Source organism: Campylobacter avium LMG 24591 (assembly GCF_002238335.1).
Lineage (GTDB): Bacteria > Campylobacterota > Campylobacteria > Campylobacterales > Campylobacteraceae > Campylobacter_D > Campylobacter_D avium.
Map to the genome: position 1 here is coordinate 390,983 of NZ_CP022347.1, position 25,156 is coordinate 416,138.

The window sequence follows — 25,156 nt, forward strand, 5'->3', positions numbered from 1 at the left end:
CAATTTTTTCCATGAGAAAAGTATTGTATTCTGTTGGAAGCCTTAGTGTTTCGATAATTTTATTTTTACTGTTTGCACTGTTTTGTGCTTTGGCCACTTTTATAGAGAGTTCTTATGGAACGCCAACCGCTTGGGCTATGGTGTATGGGACGCTTTATTTTGGTTTTATACAGCTACTTTTGGGCATAAATTTAGTATGCGCTATCTTTAGATACAAGATGATAGATAAGAACAAAATTCCTATGCTAATCTTTCACATCTCTTTTTTATTTATCTTGCTTGGTTCGATTTTCACTAGATATATGGGTTTTGAAGGGCTTATGCACATAAGGGAAAATGCCGAAAGTTCTGTAATCGAAAGCTCAAAATCTTTCGTAAAAATCGCAGCATTAACAGGGCAAAATGAGGTTGTAAGCACGCAAAGCCAGGAGGACATGGCGCTTTTACCTTTTGCCAATGACTTTGAACTAAAACTTGATGTAAATGGCGAAGTAGCAAAGCTTTCTTACAAGAATTTGCTTTTAGGAGCAAGCGAAGTTTTCGTAGAGGATGAGAATGCTAGCGCTTTATTATCTTTGGTGATAAATTTAAACGGCGAGGCGCAGCAAGTTTTACTAGGCAAGGGCGATGTTAAAAATATAGGAGGCGTGAGCTTTGTTTTTATGGGTGATGAGGCCTTATACAAGGATTTGAAAAACACACCTTATGTTAGTATAGATGAAAATTTACAGCTAAGTTCTAATAAAAACTTGAAATTTCTTAGTATGGCGAGCGGCGAACAAGATGTGCTTTTAGCCGGGCAAAAGGCTGATAGCTCGCAAAAAAGGCTGTATGACATGCAGGCTTTAAATTTCGTCGTCAAATACGCTTCCAAGCACGCTAGAATGGACTTAAAAGGCCTAAACAGACAGCAAGATGAAAATTTTGCTTCCTGGCTAAAAAGTATTTCTTTAGAGGCTCTTAGAACCCTGCTGGTATCCACCTTTGGAGAGCCTAATAGGTGGCAAAATTCATTTTTGTTAAAATTCAAAGACTTTGCGATGAGTAAGGATTATCAGGCTTTAAAATTAAAAGATAATGATATAAATGCCTTGCTTTTGGAGCTTGAATTTAGAGGTGAAAAGACCCAATTTTATGTCCTAGAGCACGCAAAGCCTTTGGGCTTAGAGCTTGCAAATCAAGTATTTTTCATATCTTGGGGCACTCATTTGCAAAAGCTTGATTTTTCCATATATTTGAAAGATTTTATCTTAGAAAGGTATTCTGGTTCTATGTCGCCTAAGTCTTATGAAAGCTTGGTTGAGGTAAGAAACGGTGATGAAAAATTTGAGGCTAGGATCTTTATGAATAATGTTTTAGACTATGAAGGATACAGATTTTATCAAAGTTCGTATGACCAAGATGAGCAAGGAACAATCTTATCTGTAAATCAGGACCCTGGCAAACTCACTACATATATAGGATATACTTTGTTATTTTTGGGGATGTTTTTGAATTTATTAAATCCTAAGTCAAGATTTAGAACCTTAGCAAGATTAGTTAGCAAGGATTCCCTAAAATACGGCGTGAAATCCTTAGCCATCGTTGTTTTTCTAAGTTTTTTTGCTTCTAAATTAAATGCAAGCGAACTTCCTGTTATAGATGAAACGCATAGTCAAAGACTTGGTGCCTTGGTGGTGCAAAAGCTAAATGGCAGGATGAGCCCTTTTGATACTGTGTCTAAGGAAATTTTAGAAAAACTGCATAAAAATATCACCTATAAGGGCATGGATTCTAACGCTGTGGTGCTTTCTATGATTATGAATTCAAAGGCTTGGAGCGAGGAAAAGCTAATCGCAATGCCAAAAGATAAGAATGTGCGAAAAGAGCTTGCAAAGCTTTTAAACATAGAGGAAAAGCCTTATATAAGCTTTTTAGATTTTTTTGATGAAAATCAGCAATACAAACTTGCAAAATATGTGGAAAACGCAAACAGAAAAGCACCAAATGCTAGAACTGTGTATGATAAAGAGATTATCAAGCTTGATGAGAGGGCAAATATCTTAAATTTAACTCTTTTAGGAGAGCTTTTTAGGTTCCTACCAAAGCAAGATGATGAGAACGATACTTGGCTTACAAGCTATGAAATTCTCACCAAAACAAAGGATCAAGAAAGACAAAGTGCTGTTGTTTTGCTTGATAATTATTTTACTGCCGTAAAACAAGCCCTAGAAAATGGCAATTGGGAGGAAGCAAACAAGGCCCTTGATGATATGAGTGCATATCAAAGCAAGTATTCTGCTCATATAATGCCAAGTAAGAGCAAAATTTATACAGAGCTTTTTATAAATGAAAGTCAAATTTTTGTTAAATTAACGCCTGTTTATCTTTTTGCTGGCCTTTTGCTCTTGCTGATACTTATAATAAAAATGCTAAATTCAAAGCTAAATATATCCTTGGCTTTTAAAGCAGTTTATATAGTAAATATCATAGCCTTTGTTATACATACTGCTGGTTTGGTGATTAGAGCTTATTTGGCCGAGCACGCACCTTGGAGTAATGCTTATGAGAGCATGATTTACATAGCTTGGGCTTTGGCTTTAAGTGGAATTTTCTTTTCCAAAAAAAGCCCTATATCGCTAGCATTAACTGCTATTTTATCAGGTATTGTGCTTTGGGTGGCACATTTAAGTGAAATGGACCCACAAATTACAAATATAGTCCCCGTGCTTGATTCTTATTGGTTAGTTATACATGTTTCAGTAATCACTGCTAGTTATGGATTTTTAGGACTTTGTGCCTTGCTTGGAATTTTTACTTTGATACTGTTTTGTTTCATGAAAGAAGGCTCAAAGCACAATGAGAATATAGCCAGAAACATTCTTGAAGCCACAAGGATTAACGAAATGGCTATGATTTTAGGGCTTTGTTTGCTAACAGTTGGAAATTTCTTGGGTGCGATTTGGGCGAATGAAAGCTGGGGTAGGTATTGGAGCTGGGATTCAAAAGAAACTTGGTCTTTAATTAGCATTTTAATTTACGCTGCAATCTTGCACATAAGGATGATTCCAAGCCTAACAAGTCAGTATAATTTCGCACTTTGTTCGATATTTGCTTATTGGTCTATCATCATGACTTATTTTGGGGTGAATTATTTTCTAGTTGGAATGCACTCTTACGCAGCCGGTGAGGCTACTCAAATTCCAAGTTATGTTTATTATGGTTTTACTGCTATGCTTGTTTTAGGCATTGTTTCATATAGAAAAAGGCATTTTGCTAAAAGATTGTAAGGATTTATTTTGAATTATATTTTATTGTCAATTTTCGTTGTTATTGTTATATTAATCTTTGTATTTTGCGCACTGGTGCTTTCGTATCTTAAAAAGAAAAGCGTTAGCAACTCAGAAAAAATAAATGCAAAAAAAACTGTTAATATAGACAGCTTGTTTGCAGAGCTTGCTAATCCAAGATTAGACCATGAGGCTATACAAAAAATTATATTAAAATTTATAGACACTCAAACTTTGCCAATGAAACTTGGCAAAAATTTAAGCAATGAGGCTAAAAAAAAGCTAGAATTTGTAAGTGCGGTTGCCGCTCATAAAAACGCAAGTGCTAAAAATATAGCCTTTTTAAGCAGGGAGCTAAGCAAGAGATACACATCCTATAAAGATGATATTTTAAAATACGAACAAATTGGCATGGCTAAAAGAAGTATAATCAAACATACAGAGAGCTAATATGAATATAGTTATAGTAGAAGATGATATCAATATGCGAAAATCGCTAGAAATAGCCCTGGCTGAATTTGATGAATTTAAAATAAAAACTTACAAATCAGCCACCGAAGCCTTAAAAAAGCTAGATGATAATACAGATTTGATAATCACTGATATAAACATGCCTGGAATTGACGGCATAGAATTTGTTAAGGCTTGCGAGAATAAATATGAGTTTATCATCATCACAGGAAATGCTACCTTAAACAGAGCCATAGAGGCCGTGAGATTAGGCGTTAAAGACTTTCTTACTAAGCCCTTTGACATACAAACCTTGGTTCAAGCGATAAAAAGGGTTAAGCTTATAAGAGAAAAAAGCACAGATAAAAAAAGTGCTAAGATAAACAAAAATAATGACTTTTTCGCAAATTCGCCGGCATTAGAACAAGCCTTAAAATTATCCTTAAAAGTAGCACAAACAGATGCTTCTGTGATGTTTTTTGGAGAAAGTGGTGTTGGCAAGGAGCTTTTTGCAAATTATATTCATAAGAATTCAAAAAGAGCTTCTAAGCCCTTTGTAGCAATAAATATGGCAGCTATACCTTCAAATTTGATAGAAAGTGAACTTTTTGGCTTTGAAAAGGGAGCTTTTACAGATGCTAATACCACAAAACAAGGGTTGTTCGAGCTTGCAAATGAGGGTACCCTTTTTTTAGATGAGATAGGAGAAATGCCTTTTGAAATTCAAGCAAAATTGCTTAGAGCTTTGCAAGAAAGGGAGATTACCAGGCTTGGTGGCACTAAGAGTATAAAGATAAATGTGAGGATTATTTCAGCCACAAATGCAAATATAGAAGAAAAAATTAAAAATAATGAATTTAGAAGCGATTTGTATTATAGATTAAACACAGTTCCTATACAAATTCCACCACTTAGGCAAAGAAAAGAAGAAATTTTAGAAATAGCACAAAGGGTTTTAGAAGATACTTGCAAAGAGTATGATTTTGCTAAAAAAAGCATAAGCAAGGAGGCTAAAGAGGCCTTGTTAGATTATGATTATCCGGGCAATATCAGAGAGCTTATATCCATAGTGCAAAGGGCTTGTATCTTAAGCGAGGTCGATGAGATAAGCAGTGATGATTTGTTTTTAGAAAGTAGAAAAATAAAAGATATTAAGGATATGGAAAAAGATCTTTTGGTTGAGGTTTTAGCAAGCGTTGATAACGATTTAAGCAAGGCCTGCGAGCTTTTAGGTCTTAGTAAAAATAAATTAGAAGAAAAGATTAAAAAATACAAATTAAATTGAGGTGTTAAGTGAAAAAATTTAATATAGCTATAGTCGGTGCTACGGGTGCTGTTGGAGAGGAGCTTTTGACTGTATTAGAGGAGTTTGATTTTCCTGTTAATGAAATTTTAGCTCTAGCAAGCAGTAACAGCGTAGGCAGTACTGTGAATTTTAAGGATAAAGAAATAGTTGTAAAAGAGCTAACTCATGATGTCTTTAAAGAACATAAGGTCGATATAGCCTTTTTTTCAGCAGGAGGTTCTGTGTCAGCTGAATTTGCACAAGATGCGGTTAATAGTGGTGCTGTTGTGATTGATAATACGAGTTATTTTAGAATGCAAGATGATGTTCCTTTGGTTGTGCCTGAGGTAAATGAAGAGGATATAAGCTTGTATAAAAAGAGAGGAATTATTGCTAATCCAAACTGCTCCACCATACAAATGGTTCATATCCTAAGCCCTCTTGATAAGCTTTACAATCTTAAAAGGGTTGATGTAAGCACCTATCAAGCAGCAAGTGGTGCTGGTGCTAAGGGCATGAGAGAACTAAGTGATGGGCTTAGGGAGTTTTTTTCTTTTAAGCTGCATGATTTTAAGGCCAAGGTTTTTCCTCACACTTTAGCTTTAAATTTGATACCGCATATAGATTCTTTTGATGAGGATAGTTCTTACACAAAAGAGGAACTAAAGATGATAAATGAAACTCAAAAGATTATGCACAAGAAAATGGCTATTTCGGCAACCTGCGTTAGAGTGCCTGTTCTACGCTCTCATAGCGAAAGCCTTACCCTAACTTTTGCCAAAGAAGTTGATGTTGATGAGGCAAGAAAGGCTTTGTCAAAGGAAAAACATATAGTTTTGATGGATAATATAAAAAATTTAAAATACCCTATGCCTCTTTTTACAGCTAATACAAATGAAACTTATGTTGGTAGAATAAGGCTTGATTTGCATTCTAAAAAGATTTTGCACCTTTGGTGTGTGGCGGATCAGATTAGAGTAGGGGCTGCGACAAATGCTGTTCGCATAGCTTTGAAACTAATTAAAAATAAGGAATTTAAAGCTTCTCACTCATAAGGATTTTCGCTAGAGCTTTTAAATCTTTTGTGAAAGAAAAAATACTCATCAGGCTTAAATTTTATCATTTGCTCAAGGCAAGCGGCTTGGTATTTTGTAAGCTCTTCCACTGAGAAGTCTTTAGAATCCATGGCTTTAAAATGCTTGATGATGTATTTGTCATCTTTTTGGTATATAAAAACGGGCACTAAAAGGGCGGAGCTTTTTTTCGCTATCACGCTAGCACCGCTTAGATAAATTATATCTTTGTTAAAAAATTTAAGCTTTAAACCCTCGTTTTCAGTGGCATTTTGGTCTGTTAAAATTCCTAAAACTCTGTCGTTTTTTAGGGCTTTTAGCATTTGTTTTAAACCGCCTTTTTTATTGATTAATTCTATGTCAAATTGGGCACGGTTTTTAGCAACAATCTTATTCATAACCTCGCTATCTAGCATTCTAACCACTATAGATATTTTTTTAAAATTTGCAGAGTAAAACAAGGACAAAAGCTCCCAATTTCCATAATGAGCCGTGCTAAATACTAATTTTCTCCCAGAATTTGATATTGCTTTGAAATCTTGCAAATCCTCAACTTGCACCTTTTTTTGAATTTCGTCTTTATTTATATTTTGATTTGCCAAAAAATCAAGTCCAAATTTGGCGAAATTCTCATAAATCTTAAGGCTTATCTCATCTCTTTGCTTCTTAGTTTTGCTAGGAAAGCAAATGCTTAAATTTACATCTATGATTTTTCTATGTTTTTTATTAAGCTTAAAAGCTATTTTAGCTATCAAGTTTGCTAGTTTTTTTATAAGCTTTTTAGGCAGAATTTTAAATACAAATTTTAAAAGATAATAAAGAAAAAGATATAAAAAATCACTTTTTTTCATCTAAAAAATTCCTAATCTTTTTAAAAATTTCATTTTCATCTATATCCCTTATGCAAAAATCATTCTTATCAAGCTTTTTAGCGTCTATTTCTTTGCCTGTGTCTATAGTGAAATTTATATTTGTTTCATAAGCATTTCTTTTACTAGGTGTTGCACCAAAGATACTAAGAGAGGGCTTGTTTAAGGCAAAGGCTAGATGAGTTGGTCCGCTATCATTTCCAAGCACGAAAGAGCTTAAGTTTGTAAGGCAAATTAACTCTTGTAAGCTAAGTTTTTTGCATATCTTTACATTTTCTTTCTTGCAAGTTTCAAGCACAAACTGAGCATAGTTTTTTTCCTTTTCACTGCCAAAGCAAAGTAAAAGCTCATAATCTTTATAAGTTGAGGCTAAATTTTTACAAAGTTTAGCCATTTTTTCTTTGGGATAAATTTTATTTTCTACGCTTGAGCCGCAGTGAATTAAGAAAAATTTTTCACTTAAGTTTAGCTCTTTTATCAGGCTTTTTTCCAGCCTTTCATCGCTAAAAAAAGAGGGCTTTTTATCTAGTAAAAAGCTCTTTTTATCGAAATTTAAATTTAAGGCAAAGCAAAGTAAGCTTAAATTTCTTATATAAATGTTTTCATTGTATGAAATATTAACTTTATGCGTGTAAAAAGCACTTGCAAAACTTTCTCTTATGCTATCTTTATCAAAGCCGTAGTTTTTGCTTGATAAAATTTTGCTTAAAAGGGCTGATTTTATAAGCCCTTGCATATCTATGACAAGGTCGTATTTATTTTTTCTTGCCTTAAGGGCTATTTTTAGGGATTTTAAAATTTTTTTATCCTTTAAGGGTAGGGTAAAAAGCTCGTCTATTAAGGGATGATTAAAAAGTAAGTCTTTAAATCTTTCGTCTATAAAATAATGAATTTTAGCCCCTTTAAAATGCTCTTTTATAACTTGTAAAATAATAGTGCTTTGGATTATATCTCCTAGGGCTGAAAGTCTTATAATGGCTATTTTCATACTTATTTTATACCTTAAATTTTAGTAATTTTAGCTATGATTTTAACAAAATTTGCTTACTAAAGGTATAAGGATGAAAAAAAACGAGGGTTATATCTGTGTTTTTGATTGCGAAAGTATAGTGGATACGCAGCTTGTAAGAAGACTTTATGATTTTAAAGGAGATGATTATGAGCTTTCTAAACAAATGCTTGAGCTTTACGAAAAAGAGCAGGGCACTAGCTTTTTACCTCTGCCTTTTCATAAGATTATAAGCATTTGTGCCACGCTTTGTGATAGCTTTGGCTCTTTCATAAAGGTAGATAAGATAAGCGGAGATGATGAAAAAAGCTTAGTTTCAAATTTTTTTAAAATCATTGAGGATTATGAGCCAAGACTTGTTAGTTTTAATGGCAAAAACTACGATATGCCCTTGCTTGTTTTAAGAGCCTTAAAATACAACATAAAAGCAAGTGCTTATCTAAGTCAAGAAGATAAGTGGAATAATTATAAAACAAGATATAGTGAGCTAAAGCACTGTGATTTGCTTGAATCCTTGGGCGGCTTTGGCATTAGAGGGCTTAAGCTTGATACTATATGTTCAATGGCCTCTTTGCCCGGAAAATACGATGTAAATGGCTCTGATGTGCTTGAGCTTTACTATAAAAACGAGCTTGAAAAGATACACGAATACTGCGAAAGCGACACCTTAAACACCTATATGCTGTTTTTAAAATACGAGCTTATAAAGGGAAATTTAAGTGAGGAAGATTATAAAAAATACCTTTTTACTATGAGTGAGTATCTAAAAAAGCAAAAAAAGCACAGGGCTTATGCTGAAATTTTTATAAAAGCCTGTGAGGATGAGTGCTTAAGAGTTGATTAGCAAAGATAGGATAAAATCAGGCTTTAACAAGGAGGGATTATGAAAATTTTACTAACAGGAGGAGCTGGTTATATAGGCTCTCACACCTTAAAGCAATTTTTAGAAACAGATAATGAAATCGTAGTTTTAGATAATCTTTCAAAGGGTAGTCAAAAGAGTATAGATGATTTACAAAAATTAAGAGAATTTAACTTTGTAAAGATGGATTTAAGTGATTTTGAGGGAGTAAAAAGGCTTTTTAAGGAGCAAAAATTTGAAGCTGTGGTGCATTTTGCTGCTAGTATAGAGGTCTTTGAAAGTATGCAAAATCCGCTAAAATACTATATGAATAACACCGTAAATACCGCAAATTTAGTGCAAACTTGCTTAGAAAATGGCACAAATAATTTCATATTTTCATCCACAGCTGCAACTTATGGAGAGCCTAAAAACCCTGTAGTTAGCGAGACGAGTGAGTTAAAACCTATAAATCCTTATGGAAGATCTAAGCTTATGAGCGAGGAGCTTTTAAGGGATGCAAGTATGGCAAATCCTAGCTTTAAGCACTGCATTTTAAGATATTTTAATGTAGCAGGTGCTTGTAATACTTACGGCATAGGTCAAAGATATCCAAAAGCGACTTTGCTTACAAAGGTTGCAGCTGAATGTGCAGCTGGCAAAAGGGAAAAGTTATTTATTTTTGGAGATGATTATGATACAAGAGATGGAACTTGTATAAGGGATTACATACATGTTGATGATATTTCAAGTGCGCATTTAGCTGCACTTAAGTATTTAAAAGATAATGATAGCGATGTTTTTAATGTAGGCTATGGGCACGGCTTTAGCGTAAAAGAAGTTATAGAAGCTATGAAAAAGGTTAGCGGGGTTGATTTTAAGGTTGAGCTTGCACCTAGGAGGGCTGGAGATCCTAGTGTTTTAATCTCAAATGCTGATAAAATTCGTGCAAAAACTAGCTGGAGAGCTAAGTATGATGACTTAGAACTCATCTGCAAAAGTGCTTATGAGTGGGAGAAGCTGTGCTGAAAAAGCTTTTTTTTATCTTAAGCAAGGAGGACAAGAACTTTTTATTTTTCTTGCTTGTTTTTTCTATCTTTGTATCCTTTATAGAAAGCTTTGCTATAAGCCTTATAATGCCCTTTGTAAGCTTGGCAAGTAATTTTTCTCATTTTGAAAGCTCTACTTATCTTTCTTCTTTACTTAGTAAATTTGGTTTAAGTGCCTATGACTTTGTCATATATCTTGGCTTTGCCTTGATAGGATTTTACGCCTTTAGAGCTCTTTTAAATGGCTTTTATTTTCATCTTTTGGCTAAATTTTCAAAAGGCAGGTATCATCTTTTCGCGCTTAGAATTTTCAAAAAATATTTTTCTTTAAACTACGAGGATTTCACAAGGCAAAACAAATCAGAACTTCTTAAAAGCATAGCTCACGAAGCGTATAATCTAAGCACGATGTTAGCTTCCTTTTTGCTTATGCTTAGTGAAATTTTTGTGGTTTTACTCATATATTTGCTTATGCTTTTTGTGGATTATAAAATAACCTTATTTTTAAGTGCTTTTTTGCTAATTAACGCCCTTATCTTAGTAAAAATTCTCTCTCCTATGATAAAAAAAGCAGGTGTAAAAAGAGAAAGGGCTATGAAGGACTTTTTTGAAACGCTTGAGACAAATTTAAGTAATTTTAAATTTATAAAACTAAGGGCAAAAGAAAAGGATGTAACAAGCCTTTTTAGCTCTCAAAGCTTTGATTTTTCAAGGGCAAATATAACAAGTGAAAGCGTTAATGCTATGCCTAGAATTTTCTTGGAAGCAGTTGGCTTTTGCGTCTTAATCCTTGTAGTAATCTTGCTTGTAATGCAAAGAAAAGGCGATATATCAGGCTCTTTAGCTATGATTTCTATGTTTGTTTTAGCACTTTATAGGCTTATGCCAAGTGCAAACCGCATAATCACAAGCTATCACGACTTACTTTACTACCGCTCCTCACTAGATATAATATATCAGGCTCTTCAAAGCAAGGATGAGAATTTAAAAGATGAAAAGATAGACTTTAAAGAAAGCATAGAATTAAAAAATATCAGCTTTGCTTACAAAGATAAGCCTTTACTTTTTGAAAATTTAAACTTTAGCATAAAAAAGGGCGAGAAAATAGCCCTAGTTGGAGAAAGCGGGGGCGGAAAAAGCACACTTGTGGATTTGCTTTGCTCACTTTTAAAGCCTGATAAAGGAGAGCTTTTAGTGGATTCAAAGATAATAAATGAAGCAAACTGCAAGGATTATAGACAAAAGATAGGCTATATACCTCAACAAATTTATCTTTTTAATGAGAGCATAGCAAAAAACATAGCCTTTTGCGAAGAGATAGATGAGGCTAAGGTCTTAAGCGTCTTAGAAAAGGCGAATTTAAAGGACTTTATCTCCTCTTTAAAGGATGGAATTTACACAAAGGTAGGAGATGGAGGAAATAACTTAAGCGGAGGACAAAAGCAACGCATAGCCATAGCAAGAGCACTTTATAATGAGCCTGAAATTTTGGTGCTTGATGAGGCTACCTCAGCACTTGATGATAAGAGCGAGGAAAGGATAATGAATGAAATTTACGCTCTTAGCAAGGATAAAACCCTTATCATCATAGCACACCGCTTAAGCACGATAAAGCATTGTGATAAGGTTTATAGGCTTGTAAAAGGTAAGATAGTGGTGGAAAAAGAATGAAGATAAGTTTTATCATAGCCACCTTAAATGCTGGAGGGGCTGAAAGGGTTTGCGTATCTTTTGCAAATGAACTTTGTAAAGAGCAAGAAATAAGCATAATAAAATTTCACAAAGAAGTTAGTTTTTACGAGCTTGATGAGAGGATAAAGCTTATAACATTAAGGCAATTTAGCTTTGAAAATTTATATCATAAAATAGCAAGTAGGATAAAAAAATTTCTAGCCCTAAGAGAGGCTATAAAGAGTGAAAATAGCGATGTTTATATCTCTTTTTTAGATAGCACAAATATAGCTTGTTTGCTTGCAAATATAGGCTTAAATAAGCCCTTAATCATCTGTGAGCACAGCTCGCAAGGCTATTTAAAATCTAAATTTTGGCGTTTTTTAAGAAGGCTTACTTATCCAAAAGCAAGGCTTTTAACCGTGCTTTCAAACGAGGATAAAAATTACTATGAAAGCTTTGTAAAGGATGTTAGAGTGCTTTTAAATCCTTGCCATTTTAGTAGCTATAAGATAGAAAAAAAGCAAAAAGAAAATTTAGTGCTCTTTGTTGGTAGGCTTGATGAAAATAAAAATGCAGCTATGTTTTTAAGAGCTATTTCAAGGCTAGATGAGAGGCTTAAAAAAGAGTATAGCTTTGTTATAGCAGGAGACGGGGTTTTAAAAGAAAGCTTAGAAAGCCTAGCAAAAGAGCTTAGCATAAGTGTTAAATTCTTAGGCAAGGTAAATGAAATTTCAAAGCTTTATGAAAGGGCTAAAGTGCTCTGTCTTTGCTCCTTTGTAGAAGGCCTTCCTACCGTGCTTATAGAGAGCTTGTATTTTGATGTTTTAAGGATAAGCACTAGATATAGCGGGAATTTAAAGGATTTGATAGAGGATAAAAAAGACGGACTTTTGGTGGATGTAGATGATGATGAAGCCTTAGCTAGAGCTTTAACAACTGTGCTTTGTGATGAAAAGCTTTCTTTAGAGCTTTTAGAAAATGCTAAGCTTAGAAAACAAAGCTTTGATACTAAAATTCTAAGTCAAAGGCTCTTATCCTTTGCAAAGGATTTAAGCAAATGAAGCCTTTTTTATCCGTGCTAATTTGCACTTATAATAGAAGTAAACTTTTAAAAAAGGCTATTTTATCTGTTTTAAAGCAAGATTTTAAGGATTTTGAACTAATTATAAGTGATGATTTTTCAAGCGATGATACAAAAGAAGTAGTAGCTACTCTTATGAAAGAGGATGCTAGGATAAAATTTGTACAAAATGAAAGCTATAAAAAAGGACCAAATGGCAATAAAAACAACGCCCTAGATAATGCAGTGGGTGACTTTGTAATGTTTTTAGATGATGATGATGAGCTTTTAGAAGGAGCGATTTCATCTTTGGTGCAAAAAGCAAGGCTTGGATACTCTCACATCTTTGGAAACTGCCTTGTGGAAGAAAAGGGCATTTTAAAGCAAGAATTTAGTGGCAAGGGCTTAGATAAGGAAGAAGAGATAAGCAAAAAGGACTTTTTGCTTGGCAAATTTTATGGAGAGTTTTTATCCATCTTTAAAAGATCCTTGCTTGAAAATAAGAGATTTAACGATGAGCTTTACGGGAATGAGGCTGTTTTGTGGGTAAATTTATATAAAGAAAAAAGCCTTTACATACATAAGGCTTTAAGAATTTATAGGATAAATAGAGAAGATAGCGTTACAAAATCAGCCTTTAAAAACGCTGCTAGGGTTTATCTTGGCTACTTAGAACTTGCTAAAATTTTAGAAAATGAGCTTAAAGATGATAAGGATTATAAAAAAGCCTGTGCGATTTATTACAAAATGGCGGCTTATTATGCAAAATTAGCTAAAATGTATAAAAAGATGTTTTACTGCTTATATAAAAGCTTAAGGATAAGGCCGAATTTACCTGCCTTTTTGCTTTTATTTGTAAGTTTTTTACCAAACAAAGCCATAGCTTTTTTATCAAGTATAAGAGTGAGAATGAGATGCAAAAATTAGGAATTTTTATATATTCTTTAGGATCTGGTGGTGCTGAAAGAGTTGTTGCCACCTTGCTTCCTACTTTAAATTTACATTTTGATACACATCTTATTTTGATGTCTGATAAGATTTCTTATGATATAAAGGATACGAAAATTCACTTCCTAGAGCACTCAAAAGCGGATGAAAATGCTATCTTAAAATTTATCAAGCTACCATTTTTAGCACTTAAGTATAAAAAACTTTGTGAAAGCTTAGGTATAGACACTAGCTTTGTTTTTTTAAATAGACCAAATTACATAGCTCTTTTAGCTAGGCTTTTTGGACTTAAAACCAAGCTTGTGATAAATGAATGCACCACGCCTAGCATTATGTATAAAGGCTTTAATCTAACTTCTTTTATAAATAAATTCTTAATCAAGCTGCTTTATAATAAGGCTGATTTAATCCTAGCAAATTCACAGGGAAACAAAGAGGATTTGCTTAAAAATTTCAAGGTAGATGAGCTAAAATGCAAAATTTTATACAATGCCATAGACTTAGAGGGCATAGAAGAAAAGGCAAAAGAGCAAATTTCATTTAAAGAGCCTTTCATACTAAGCGTTGGCAGACTTGATAAGGGTAAAAATCACGCCCTTTTAATAAGAGCTTACGCAAGGCTTGATACTGATTTAAAACTGCTTATCTTAGGCGAAGGACCTTTAAAAGAGGACTTAGAAAAGCTTATAAAAAGTTTAAATTTAGAAGACAAGGTTTTTTTGCTAGGCTTTGATAAAAATCCTTATAAGTATATAAGCAAGTGTGAATTTTTTGCCTTTGCTTCCTCTTTCGAGGGCTTTTCGAATGTTCTTATAGAATGTTTAGCTTGTTCTTGTGCTGTGGTTTGTACAAATCATCAAAGCGGAGCAAAGGAGCTTTTTAAGGATAATGAATTTGGATTTTTGGTTAAGGTAAATGATGAAAAATCTATGTTTGAGGGACTTAAAAAAATGATAGAGGATAAAGAGCTAGTAAAGCTTTATAAGCAAAAGGCTAAATTTAGAGCCAAAGACTTTGATAAAACAAAGATTGCAAGGCTTGCGATTGAATATCTAAAGTCCTAAACTCCATCTTTGTTGTGCTTAAATTCAGGCACAATTTCCTTTAAAAGTCCTGCCACATCATCACTTTGGCAGAGTTTGCTTATCTGCTCGTTTAAAAGCTTGATTTCGTATTTTTCACTATGAGTTACGAAAATACTTTCATACTCTGTTTTTACATCATCCTCATGTATCAAAAGCTCTTCAAATAGCTTTTCGCCCTTTCTTAGGCCTGTGATTTGAATTTCTAAATGATTTTTATTAGATAAAGTAAGCATTTTTTTAGCTAAATCCATAATCTTAACAGGCTTGCCCATATCAAGCACAAAAAGCTCCCCGCCCTTAGCAATAGCTGCAGCCTGCAAAACAAGTTGCACAGCCTCACTTACTAGCATAAAATAACGAACTATATCAGGGTGAGTTACACTCAAAGGCTTGTTTGCGGCAATTTGAGCTTGAAATTTAGGTATAACACTGCCGCTTGAGCCAAGAACATTGCCAAAGCGAACGCAAGCCACTTCAAAATTTTCCTCGCTAGAATTTAAACTGTATATCTCACACACCCTTTTAGAGCAACCCATTATGCTAGTAGGTCTAACGGCTTTATCTGTGCTAATCATCACAAATTTTTTGACCTTATTTTTCTTAGCCAAATCGCATAAAATTTTAGTGCCTAATATGTTGTTTATGACAGCTGAGTGAGGGTTTTGCTCGCACAAAGGCACATGCTTGTAAGCGGCTGCGTGTAGGATTAGGTCTATTTCATAAGAAGCTAGTAAAAGATCTAAGCTTTTTTCATCCAAGATACTCATTAAAACAGGCTCTATCTTGTCCTTATACTCGCTTAGTTCATCATTTATCTTGTAAAGATTATATTCGCTATGCTCTAGCATAATCAAATACTTAGCACCAAATTTCATGCACTGCTTGCAAAGCTCAGAGCCTATGGTTCCGCCCGCACCACTTACTAAAACCGTTTTGTTCTTTAGAAATTTAGCCACAGCTTCATTATCCAAATCTTTTGGTTTTCTAGCCAATAAATCCTCTATGCTTATATCTCTTGCTTGATTTTGCGTAAAAGAGAAAATTTTTATATCGCTCATCCCATAAGATATAAGCTCGTCAAATAATTCTTTAAGCTTGTTTTGAGGAAGTTTTTTAAAGGCTATTATCGCAGTTTTTGTTCCTTGTTGGGCGTATTCTTTGAGTTTTTTTATGTCATCAACTATGAATTTATCGCACTGCGTTCCAATTAATTCCTTTCTCATATCCACAACGCCGACAGGAAAGAGCTCCAAAGAACCTTCCTTAGCACCTTTTAAAAGATGTAAGGCCTTAGATGTCGCACCCACTATAACGCAAGGCAGGGCTTCTTTTTCAAATTTTGATTTTTTAAAATCCACCAGCATTCTTTTTGAAATTCTAAAAGAGCCTATAAGCAAAGAAGAGACGACAAAATCTATGATAATAACGCTTCTTGGAAAGGGATTAAAAAAATCATCAAAAAGATAAAAAATAATGGTAAAAATTGAATTTGATAAAAGCAAGGCTATAAAAATTTTTCTAGCTTCATTTAGCGAAAAAAATCTCCAGGCAACATTATAAATATTAAAAAAATAAAGAAAAAATATTTTTAAAAACAGCAAAACAAAAAAGGATTTAAACAAGGCATTGTAAAAATACGGCGGTATGCTTAAATCAAACCTCAAATAAAAAGAAAGGCACAAAGAAAGTGCGATAAGAACAACATCGATTATTAAGAAAAATGCTATCCTCTTGCTTTTAAAAGAAAGGTTTATCATCTTAGGACCTAATGCTTTTTATTATGATATCACTAATACTTTTTACATCATCTTTGCTCATGGCTGTTCCGCTAGGCAAGCAAAGTCCTTTTTTAAAAAATATCTCAGAATTTGAATTTAAAAAGCACAGTTCGTTTTCAAAAAGCTTTTGCAAGTGCATGCTTTTCCAAAGCGGCCTGCTTTCAATACCCTCATTTTTCAAGTCATCAATAAGCTTTAAAATTTTATCATCTATCTTTATTTCCTTGGCTTTGGCCTGTGTTTTTTCCTCGGTTTTAAATAGTTCGTTTTTGTCAAAATTTAGTAAAGCCGTGCTAAGCCACCTATTTGAACGACTATTTTCAAGCTCATCTAAAAAGGTAAAATCATCTCCTAAAAATTCTTTATACCACTCATAAATTTGCCTTTTTTTAAGAACTCTTTCCTCTAAAACCTCCATTTGTGCAAAGCCAATAGCACCCAAAACATTGCTTAAGCGGTAATTATAGCCATAGTCTAAATGCTCGTAGTGTAAAAATGGCTCTCTTGCTTGAGTGCTGTAAAATCTAGCCTTTTCCAAGGCTTCATCATTGTCGCTTATTAGCATTCCGCCGCCTGAAGTGGTTATGATTTTATTTCCATTGTAAGAAAATACGCCAAATTCGCCAAAACGTCCCAAAGCTTTGTTTTTATAAAAAGAGCCTAGTGCCTCAGCTGCATCTTCTATCAAAACTATATCATTTTCCTTGCATACAGATACGATTTCATCAAGTTTTGCCGCATTGCCGTATAAATGCGTGAGTATCAAGGCCTTAGGTTTTTTATCAAGCTCTTTTATGGCCTTTTTAAGCAAGGATACATCTATGTTGTATGTTTCATCGCAGTCGATAAATACAGGCTTTGCTCCTAAGTATATGATAGGACTTACAGAGCCGATAAAGGTAAAGGTTGAAGCTAGGACTATGTCTCCTTGCTTGACACCAGCAACCCTTAAGGCTAGATGTATGGCGGCCGTGCCTGAATTTAGGGCAAGTGCGTTTTTCGCACCTGTGTAAGACTTTGTTATTTCTTCAAATTTATTTACATATTCTCCTAAAGGGGCTATATAATTGCTTTTAAAAACCTCTTGTATGTATTTCATTTCGTTTTCGCCCATATGTGGCGGGGATAAAAAATACCTCATTTCTTCTCCTTTAACCTTGCTGGAAGTCCTATATAAATTCCGCTTTTATCGGCATTTTTACTAAGCAATGCTCCTGCTGCTAAAATGCTATCATCTGCTAAGCTTAAATTTGGCAAGATACAAGAATTTACGCCAAGAAAGCTTCTTTTACCTATTTTGACATTGCCTGTTAATTTCGCACCAACGCTAATGTGCGTAAATTCTCCTATCTTGCACTCGTGTTCTACAACGCAAGATGTGTTTAAGATAGCTCCTTTACCAACTACAGCTTTTGCGTTTATGACGACATTTGGCATTACTAAAACACCGCCTTGCTCTATGCAAGCACTAGGACTTATTATAGCACTTGGATGTATCAAATTTACTACATTAAAACCACAACTTGAAACTTTTTCATACACTTTTTCTCTAGTTTTGTTATCACCAATACCTATAAAGATGTCAAATTTGTCCAAGTTTTCATTAAATTTCAAGCTATCTTTTTTGCTATCATCTAAAAATATCACCCTTTTATAGCCATTTGACATAGCCACATCAGCACAAACAAGCCCATGTCCGCTTGCTCCGTATATGTAGATATTTTTAGTTTGAGCCGTTGAATTTGGATGTTGTTGCGTTGCCATCTTTGTTTATCCCGCTTCTTTTTAAAACTTTTATGATAGTTAGAAACACTATCTTAACATCTAGGGCAAAGGAGCAGTTTTTTACATAATACAAATCAAGCTCAAATTTCTTTGCCCAAGATATGTTGTTTCTGCCATTTACCTGTGCCCAGCCTGTAATGCCCGGTCTTAAGTCATGCCTGTGTTTTTGCTCATCGTTGTAAAGTTCTAGGTATTCTACTAAAAGAGGACGAGGGCCTATAAAACTCATGTCGCCTTTTAAGACATTAAAAAGCTGAGGTAGCTCATCCAAACTTAAGCTTCTAACAAGCTTTCCAAAGGGTTTTAATCTAAGCTCATCTGCTAATAATTCGCCCTTTTCATCTCTTTCATCACTCATTGTTTTAAATTTATAAATGGTGAAAATTTTAGCATTAAGTCCCGGTCTTTCCTGCTTGAAAATAACTGAGCCTTGTACTATTTTTAAAACAATGGCTATGATTAGTATAAGCGGTGAAAAAACAATCAAAAGCACCAGGGCTAATGTAAAATCTAGTATTCTTTTAATAAAATTTTTATACATTTAAACCACTTTCTTTGTATAAATTTAAGTACTGTTTAGCAAGTGTTGTGTCGCTGTATTTTTGCGCGTCCTCAAAGGCATTTTGTGCTAAATTTTGCCTTAATTTTTCATCATCTAGCAAAAGTTCTATTTTTTGTGCTAAATCATTGCTCGAGGCCGTCTTAGCATACAGGCCATCATGACCGTTTCTAATGGCTTCCACGCAGCCATCACAGTCACTTACAACGCAAGCCCTAGCACAAGCTTTGGCTTCTAAAACCGTTCTTGGGAAGCCTTCCTTGTAGCTTGGTAGGACGAAAATATCGCATAAATTCAAGTAAAAGGCTATATCATCTTTTGCGCCCAAGTATTTTACATGACCGCTATTTAAAAAGCTAAGCGGGGCACAGGATTTGTTATCATCAACCCCGCCTACTAAGATGAAATTCGCCTTATTTTTAAGCATGCTAGCTGCTTCGTAAAATTCTCTCACGCCCTTATGCCACAAGGCTCTTGCCACCATTAAAACTATAGGTTTATCATCTAAGTTTAATTCTTGTAAAAACTTTCTTTTTACATCTTTGTTTATGTGTTGTGGGAAAAACTGCCTTAAATTCACGCCTACGGATTTTATGATACAAAGTTTTTCATCTTTTAAGCCAAGTTTTTTCATAAACTCCGCGTCGCTTTTGTTTACAAAGATAAATTTTGTTCCAAGCCTAAAGGATATTTTGTATAAAAAATTTATATTAAATCTTACCAAAATGCTTTTAAAATCATTGTCTATATAAAAAGAGCCAAGTCCTTCTACTATGGCAAAACGAAATTTAATTCCTGCGAAAAAAGCAGCTATTATGCCAAAGGTGTTGCTTTTGTGAGCATTTGTTTGTATGGCATCTACTTGCAAATTTTTTAAAGTTTTTTTAAGATTTAAGAAATTTGATATTACTGTAAAGGGATTTAAACTAGCCCTTGAAAGCTCGTAATTTACCACAGTAAAGCCCTCATCTCTTAGCTTTTTGCAGTATTCATCATCAGGAGCTAGTAAAAAAACCTCGTGATTTTTTGCTAGCAAGGCCTTAATGATTGGCATTCTAAAATGATAAAGGCTCATAGCGCTATGGCTTAAAAAGGCGATTTTCATCTCATCTCTTTAGTTTAAATACTTTTGCGTAAGGGCTATTGATTACCAACTCATATAGTTCTTTATCGTAATTGTTTAGGAAAAACATCTGCACAAAGGCACTTTCATACATGCTTTTATCCATGATTATAAATTGGGATGGCTGTATAAAAAACATATATAAATTTGAGCTTTTGTCAATTTCTCTTATGTTATATCTTGCATTTTGTATGTCCGTAAGCTCTATGAAGCTGTTTATAAAGCCCTCTTCGTTGCCTATGATAACTCTTGTGAAATCACTTGAGATTAATATTCCATTACTAAGCATTATATGCGAATTATTAGTTGATATAGCATAAGCAGAGGAAAAAAAGAAAGGAGAGTTAATCTCGCCATTTTTTAAGTCTATGTTAGAAAACGAAGCAACCGTTGAAAAAATTTGCGCCATGCGGTTTGGCATATAAATATACACGTCCCTGCTTTTTGCAGTTTTCATAGGAAAGCTTTTTTTTGAAAGCTGATTAAAAAATAAAAGCTCATTATTCTCGCCGTAATCACTCATCATGGCAGCTAAAATATCGCTAAAAGGGGTTTTGAAATTTTGCTCTGTGTATTCTACGCTAAGTCTTGCCATGTTTGCTGCTGAAATTTGGTCTTTGCTTAAAACAAAGGAAGGGAAGAAATTATCTTTACCCAAGTGTTTACCACCATCTGCCAAGGTTTTAACATCAGAATAATACCTAATAGGATAGCCATAATCCCACCAAGCAATCACATAATCTTCTCTTTGTGCCATTTCTTTAAGAGAGTTTAAAATTTCAACCTCATTTTTCGCAAAAACAGTCGGTGCTTTATACTCATATATGTGCTTTAGTGCAAAAAATAAGGATATGAAAAGAAAGCTTGCGTTGAGTATGATTTTTAATTTATCCTTATCATTTAAAAAATACAAAATGAGTAGTATAAATACAAATAAGGTCCCAAGCTCGAATATAAAGGTATTTTCAAAAATAAAAGCAAGGATAAAGCAGGCAAAAATGGCTATGAAGCTTAAAATTTTATATAGTTTTGCATCTTGATTGTTATACTTAAAATTCTTTAAAAAAGAACAGGCATAAAGGTAAAAATACCCAAAAGCAAGAGCCATAACAGGCACGGCATAAATAGTAAATCTAAGCCCACTTCTTAACGCTAAAAAACCAAGAAAAAGCATGGGCAAAGCAAGCACAAAGCTTTTGTGTTCTTTAAGCAGCAAAACAAGCCCAAATAAAGATAGGATAAACACAAGCTCGCTAGCGCTAATTCTTTGCATAAAGACTGATATGTCTATATCTCCAACTTCTTGGATGGTTTGATTTACATTAAAATATGTAAAGCTTTGCAGGCTAGAACTTGCAACTGAGGACATGTCGCTTTTAAAGATATAAAATTCCAGCTGATAAAGTATAGGGTCAAGGCCTCCGCTAAGTAGCAAGAAAATGATTACCAAAATTCCTAAAAAGGCTATAAATTTAGGCTTAAAATGCTCATTTTTTAGAACAAAAAGAGCAAATAATATAGCTATTGCACAAAGTAAATAGTACCAAGCTAAGGATGATATGGCTATTAGCATAAATATGCTTGCCATATAAACTATCTTATCTTTTCTATGATAGATAAGATTGTAAATGAAAAAAAGGCCGATTAAAGCCACTACAAGAGTGTATGCTGAGGCGTAATACCAAAGGTAAAATATTATAAAAACAGGAAGCAAGATTAAAGCTAGCAAATCTTGTTTTTTTATAATTCTTATCATAAAATATATCACAAAGCAAGGCAAGACTATAGCCAGCATGTCTGTGTCGTAATACCCAGCCATTGTTCTGTTGTAATAACTATTTGCCACGCTAGCAAGCAAGGCCGCTACCAAGCCACCAAAGCCAAGTTTGTATTCTCTAGCTATGAGTATAATCGGCACAACAAGCAAGGAAGAAAGAAAGACGCTCATATACAAAATGATACTTTCAAAGCTAAATGGCAAAATTGTATAAAGCAAATAAGTAAGAGTTGATAAAGAGCTACCGTAGTAAGAAAGGTCATTTTCTTGATGAAATCCAGCTATCATATCCCTTGCACCCTCTGCAAAGGCGTAGCCGTCGTTTGAGATGATCATTAATTCATCATTAAAGAAAAATTCCTCAAAAGATGAAGCCCAATAAACCCAATAAAATCTGCACAACACGCTAAAAACATATGCTATTAATATAAATAAAAAGAGCTCTTTTCTCTTGCTTAACATCAACTTCCTTTTGTAAAAATTTCATTATAACCTAAAAAAATATATTGATAGTTAAGTGCTGGTAAAATGCAAGTAAGAATTAGAGTGGTTTAAGCTGTTGGCTTTGGGAAGGTATTTTTAATTATACTGTGGATTTTTTGTACTATTTTAGCGGTGATTGCACACTCAAACCAAAAGCCAATAAAAACATAAAGAAATACTAGAGGAAATAATAAATTCTTGGCTAGTTTAACTAGCCATTATGAGTTTAGGTAGTACTGTGTTTGCTCTTTTTTAAGAATTCTTATAAGATTAGAACTTCCTTCTATGCCTGTTGGAAAGCCAGCGGTTAGTATATAGGTCTCATCTAAATTTATAAGCCCTTGTTTGTTAGCCTCTTTTATGGAGCTTGTTATAAGCCCTGTTAGCTCGTCTGATTTATCTACTAAAACCAAAGGTTCGACACCCCAAACTATGCTTAGCATATTTAGAATTTTTTCTGAATGCGCTATGGCTATAATCCTAGTATCTGGCCTATACCTAGCCATTTTCATGGCTGATTTGCCGCTACTTGTAAGAGCTAGGATAGCATTAGCACTTAAATCCTTTGCTAGATAGGCACTTGAGTGCATTATTTTATCGGTATCATCGCAGAGTTGAAAATGATCAAATTTATTATAAGGATAATGCTTTTCGGTTTCTATGATGGTCTTAGACATCACCTCAACAGCATTCACAGGGTCTATTCCCACCGCACTTTCCTCACTTAGCATAACCGCGTCAGTGCCGTCCATAACAGCATTTGCCACATCTGAAATTTCAGCTCTTGTGGCATTTAGGTTTTTAGCTAGAGAAAAAAGCATTTGCGTAGCGGTTATAACGGGCTTGCTTGCAAAATTTGCCTTTCTTATAATCTCTTTTTGTATGTTTGGCACCTTATAGTAAGGCACTTCTATGCCTAAATCCCCGCGAGCCACCATAATGCCGTCGCTAGAGTAGATTATATCATCAATATTTTCAACAGCATCGAATTTTTCTATCTTAGCAAAGATTGCTATCTTGGCATTATGCTCTGCCAAGATATTTTTAACCTCGTCTATATCATGCGCGTTTTGCACAAAGGAAATAGCTAGAAAATCCACGTTATTTTGTATGCCCCAAAGTAAGTCTTTTTTATCCTTTTGGGTGATGACGTCTATATTTATGCGGGTGTTTGGGAAATTTATACCCTTGTTTGAGCTTAAAAAGCCGTCATTTTCCACTATGGTTTGCACCAAATTATCGCTAGCTTCAACAACTCTAGCCCTTATGCTTCCGTCATAAAGATATATGTACTCATCTTTTTTTAGCATGGCTAGAATTTCAGGATGATTAATGCTTAGTTTATAGTGATTTTGCGCTACTTTTTCCCCTAAAATAGCCTCTTTATGAAAGTCAAGCCTATCATTTGCTTTTAGTTCAAATGCTTCTTTAAGCTCCAAAGTCCTTATCTTAGGCCCGCTTATATCTTGCAAAATTCCAACTCTAGTATTTAACTCCTTTGAAACCTTCCTAATCTTGTCTAAATTCTGCTTATGATACTCGTGGCTTCCGTGAGAGAAATTTAGCCTAAAGACATTTACGCCTTTAATTATCATTTGTTTTAGGGTTTCTTCTTTTTCGCTAGCTGGACCTACTGTTGCTACTATCTTTGTTTTCTTAAGCATTTATATCCTTTTTTGCGTATTGCTTCATGGAAATTCTAAGCAAAATCGCTATTAAATTTATCCTCATCAAATTTAGCGCCCAAATACTCACAAACGCTTTGTGCATCTTTTTTGGCATTGCCAAGGCAAGAAGTAGCACCAGGGCTTGGAGTCATATTAAAAATCGCTCCTTTTACATCTGTGATACTAGCTTCTCCTAGCATTAATTCGCCCCTTGTTTTGTCTATAACTTGAGGCCTAACCCCGCCAAAACCTTCGGCATATTCTATTTCACTTGCTTTTATGCTAGGCACTATCTTTTTTATACTCTTTGCAAAAAGTCTTTTATTTATTAGAGGAAGCTCATACAAATAGTTTGAAAAGATATACATACCAACGGTTTTATCCTTTAGCATGCCAAGAGTTATCTTAGCTACCTTAGCGTCAAATTTAAGGGTTTCAAAAAACTCCCACATAGACTTTAAGCCGTGATATCTCTCAAGCTTTGGTATAACAAGAGCGGTTGGCCCAAAGCGAGTATTCATATCAGCCATTAAATCAGGATCTCCATGCAAGGCAGCAAAAGGAAGCTTAGGATTTTGCACCGTATAAACCTTGCCATTTAAAAGTTTTTGCTTGGTTAGATAAAAGCTACCTGCCACAGGCCAGCAAGACTTATCTAAACCAACGCCCATTCTGTGAGCTAAAAACAAAGAATGCGCTCCAGCATTTACAACAACGGCCTTTGAGTGATATTTTGCACCTGATTTTGTATTTATAACAAAATGTCCGTCTTTTTGCTCTATCTTAATAACTTCTTGATTAAATTCAACAAAGGTATTTTTATCCTCTTTTAAAGCATTATCCACCAAGCTTTGAGCCATTTTGCCAAAGTCTATGGTGGTGTAACTATCGCCTTGCAAGGCACCCATAGCCACTATGCTTTCTTTTCTATCTCCTTTTGAATTTTCAGCTAAAACAACCCTTGGTTCTAGCTCTTTTACCTTTTGCTTGTCAAAAAATTTCACATAAGGATATAATTCTTTAAATTCTTCGTATCTGTTTTTAAGATACTTGCACTCCTCATCCCCAACAGCTAAGACCATTTTTTGATGAGAAAAAACAAAGGGCTTGCCCTCTTGTTTGGAGGCGTATTTTGCCACCATATCGGCATTTACCTTAACTTTTCTAGCCTTTTCTATAGTGTAATTTGTTTCTATGTCTCCGCAATGTATAGTCTGTGAGTTGCTAGTAGCCCTGCTATTAAGCGTAGCTATAGAATCATACTTTTCTATCAATGCTATATTTTTTATATCAGTGTATCTAGCAAGCTCGTAAAATAAAGCCGCACCCGAAATTCCAGCACCAACTACCACTACATCAAATTCTTTCATTT

At 34.3% G+C, this 25,156-nt stretch carries 20 protein-coding genes; 10 read left to right on the forward strand and 10 right to left on the reverse strand.

The window, feature by feature from the left end; all coding sequences use genetic code 11:
* Window positions 1-11 precede the first annotated feature (11 nt).
* Genes CAV_RS02010 through CAV_RS02025 form a run of 4 tightly spaced genes read left to right on the forward strand, consistent with a single transcriptional unit; the run spans window position 12 to window position 6,059 of the window.
* Window positions 12-3,269, forward strand: coding sequence for a cytochrome c biogenesis protein (locus CAV_RS02010; protein ID WP_094324853.1), 3,258 nt, complete (start codon window positions 12-14; stop codon window positions 3,267-3,269).
* Window positions 3,270-3,278: 9 nt separating this feature from the next.
* Entirely contained in the window at window positions 3,279-3,719 is a 441-nt protein-coding gene (locus CAV_RS02015; protein ID WP_094324854.1) for a hypothetical protein, read from the forward strand.
* 1 nt (window position 3,720) lies between these two features.
* Window positions 3,721-5,004, forward strand: a complete 1,284-nt coding sequence (locus CAV_RS02020) for a sigma-54-dependent transcriptional regulator (RefSeq protein ID WP_094324855.1) — start codon at window positions 3,721-3,723, stop codon at window positions 5,002-5,004.
* Between the two features lie 8 nt (window positions 5,005-5,012).
* On the forward strand, window positions 5,013-6,059 hold the full coding sequence (locus CAV_RS02025) for an aspartate-semialdehyde dehydrogenase (protein WP_094324856.1): 1,047 nt from the start codon (window positions 5,013-5,015) through the stop codon (window positions 6,057-6,059).
* Here the strand turns inward: CAV_RS02025 and CAV_RS02030 are convergent.
* Both CAV_RS02030 and waaC read right to left on the reverse strand, forming a co-directional pair.
* Window positions 6,050-6,928 carry a lipid A biosynthesis lauroyl acyltransferase gene (locus CAV_RS02030; RefSeq protein ID WP_094324857.1) on the reverse strand — a complete coding sequence of 293 codons (879 nt, stop codon included), beginning with the start codon at window positions 6,926-6,928 and terminating at the stop codon, window positions 6,050-6,052. The genes CAV_RS02025 and CAV_RS02030 overlap by 10 nt on opposite strands.
* Window positions 6,915-7,934 (reverse strand): lipopolysaccharide heptosyltransferase I, encoded by a 1,020-nt coding sequence (gene waaC / locus CAV_RS02035; RefSeq protein WP_094324858.1) that lies wholly within the window; start codon window positions 7,932-7,934, stop codon window positions 6,915-6,917. Before waaC ends, CAV_RS02030 begins: the two co-directional genes overlap by 14 nt.
* Before the next feature lie 73 nt (window positions 7,935-8,007).
* Between waaC and CAV_RS02040 the strand changes: the two genes are divergently transcribed.
* The 6 genes from CAV_RS02040 to pglJ are packed head-to-tail and all read left to right on the forward strand — an operon-like array spanning window position 8,008 to window position 14,591.
* Window positions 8,008-8,799, forward strand: coding sequence for a 3'-5' exonuclease (locus tag CAV_RS02040; RefSeq protein ID WP_094324859.1), 792 nt, complete (start codon window positions 8,008-8,010; stop codon window positions 8,797-8,799).
* A 39-nt stretch (window positions 8,800-8,838) separates the two neighbouring features.
* Window positions 8,839-9,825 (forward strand): UDP-glucose 4-epimerase GalE, encoded by a 987-nt coding sequence (gene galE / locus CAV_RS02045; RefSeq protein WP_094324860.1) that lies wholly within the window; start codon window positions 8,839-8,841, stop codon window positions 9,823-9,825.
* Window positions 9,819-11,516, forward strand: a complete 1,698-nt coding sequence (gene pglK / locus CAV_RS02050; protein ID WP_094325519.1) for a BC-type lipopolysaccharide transporter PglK — start codon at window positions 9,819-9,821, stop codon at window positions 11,514-11,516. The genes galE and pglK overlap by 7 nt, the downstream gene beginning before the upstream one ends.
* On the forward strand, window positions 11,513-12,580 hold the full coding sequence (pglH, locus tag CAV_RS02055; RefSeq protein ID WP_094324861.1) for a GalNAc-alpha-(1->4)-GalNAc-alpha-(1->3)-diNAcBac-PP-undecaprenol alpha-1,4-N-acetyl-D-galactosaminyltransferase: 1,068 nt from the start codon (window positions 11,513-11,515) through the stop codon (window positions 12,578-12,580). Before pglK ends, pglH begins: the two co-directional genes overlap by 4 nt.
* The gene (pglI, locus tag CAV_RS02060; RefSeq protein ID WP_094324862.1) at window positions 12,577-13,506 is read left to right on the forward strand and encodes a GalNAc(5)-diNAcBac-PP-undecaprenol beta-1,3-glucosyltransferase; all 930 of its coding nucleotides are present in this window, start codon (window positions 12,577-12,579) and stop codon (window positions 13,504-13,506) included. Before pglH ends, pglI begins: the two co-directional genes overlap by 4 nt.
* Window positions 13,494-14,591, forward strand: a complete 1,098-nt coding sequence (pglJ, locus tag CAV_RS02065) for an N-acetylgalactosamine-N,N'-diacetylbacillosaminyl-diphospho-undecaprenol 4-alpha-N-acetylgalactosaminyltransferase (protein ID WP_094324863.1) — start codon at window positions 13,494-13,496, stop codon at window positions 14,589-14,591. The genes pglI and pglJ overlap by 13 nt, the downstream gene beginning before the upstream one ends.
* On the opposite strand, the gene pglF is transcribed toward pglJ, so the two are convergent.
* The 8 genes from pglF to CAV_RS02105 form a co-directional block, all read right to left on the reverse strand.
* Entirely contained in the window at window positions 14,588-16,369 is a 1,782-nt protein-coding gene (gene pglF, locus CAV_RS02070) for a UDP-N-acetylglucosamine 4,6-dehydratase (configuration-retaining) (RefSeq protein ID WP_094324864.1), read from the reverse strand. The genes pglJ and pglF overlap by 4 nt on opposite strands.
* A 1-nt stretch (window position 16,370) precedes the next feature.
* On the reverse strand, window positions 16,371-17,531 hold the full coding sequence (gene pglE, locus CAV_RS02075; RefSeq protein WP_094324865.1) for a UDP-N-acetylbacillosamine transaminase: 1,161 nt from the start codon (window positions 17,529-17,531) through the stop codon (window positions 16,371-16,373).
* A complete protein-coding gene (pglD, locus tag CAV_RS02080) occupies window positions 17,528-18,154 on the reverse strand; it encodes a UDP-N-acetylbacillosamine N-acetyltransferase (RefSeq protein ID WP_094324866.1) in 627 nt (208 codons plus the stop codon). Before pglD ends, pglE begins: the two co-directional genes overlap by 4 nt.
* Entirely contained in the window at window positions 18,114-18,716 is a 603-nt protein-coding gene (gene pglC / locus CAV_RS02085) for an undecaprenyl phosphate N,N'-diacetylbacillosamine 1-phosphate transferase (RefSeq protein WP_094324867.1), read from the reverse strand. Before pglC ends, pglD begins: the two co-directional genes overlap by 41 nt.
* Window positions 18,709-19,839: a glycosyltransferase family 4 protein gene (locus tag CAV_RS02090; RefSeq protein WP_094324868.1), complete on the reverse strand. Its 1,131-nt coding sequence runs from the start codon at window positions 19,837-19,839 to the stop codon at window positions 18,709-18,711. The genes pglC and CAV_RS02090 overlap by 8 nt, the downstream gene beginning before the upstream one ends.
* A 1-nt stretch (window position 19,840) precedes the next feature.
* Window positions 19,841-22,096 carry an STT3 domain-containing protein gene (locus CAV_RS02095; protein ID WP_094324869.1) on the reverse strand — a complete coding sequence of 752 codons (2,256 nt, stop codon included), beginning with the start codon at window positions 22,094-22,096 and terminating at the stop codon, window positions 19,841-19,843.
* Window positions 22,097-22,335: 239 nt separating this feature from the next.
* On the reverse strand, window positions 22,336-23,781 hold the full coding sequence (pyk, locus tag CAV_RS02100) for a pyruvate kinase (RefSeq protein WP_094324870.1): 1,446 nt from the start codon (window positions 23,779-23,781) through the stop codon (window positions 22,336-22,338).
* A 35-nt stretch (window positions 23,782-23,816) separates the two neighbouring features.
* Window positions 23,817-25,154, reverse strand: a complete 1,338-nt coding sequence (locus tag CAV_RS02105; protein WP_094324871.1) for an FAD-dependent oxidoreductase — start codon at window positions 25,152-25,154, stop codon at window positions 23,817-23,819.
* Between the last annotated feature and the right edge of the window lie 2 nt (window positions 25,155-25,156).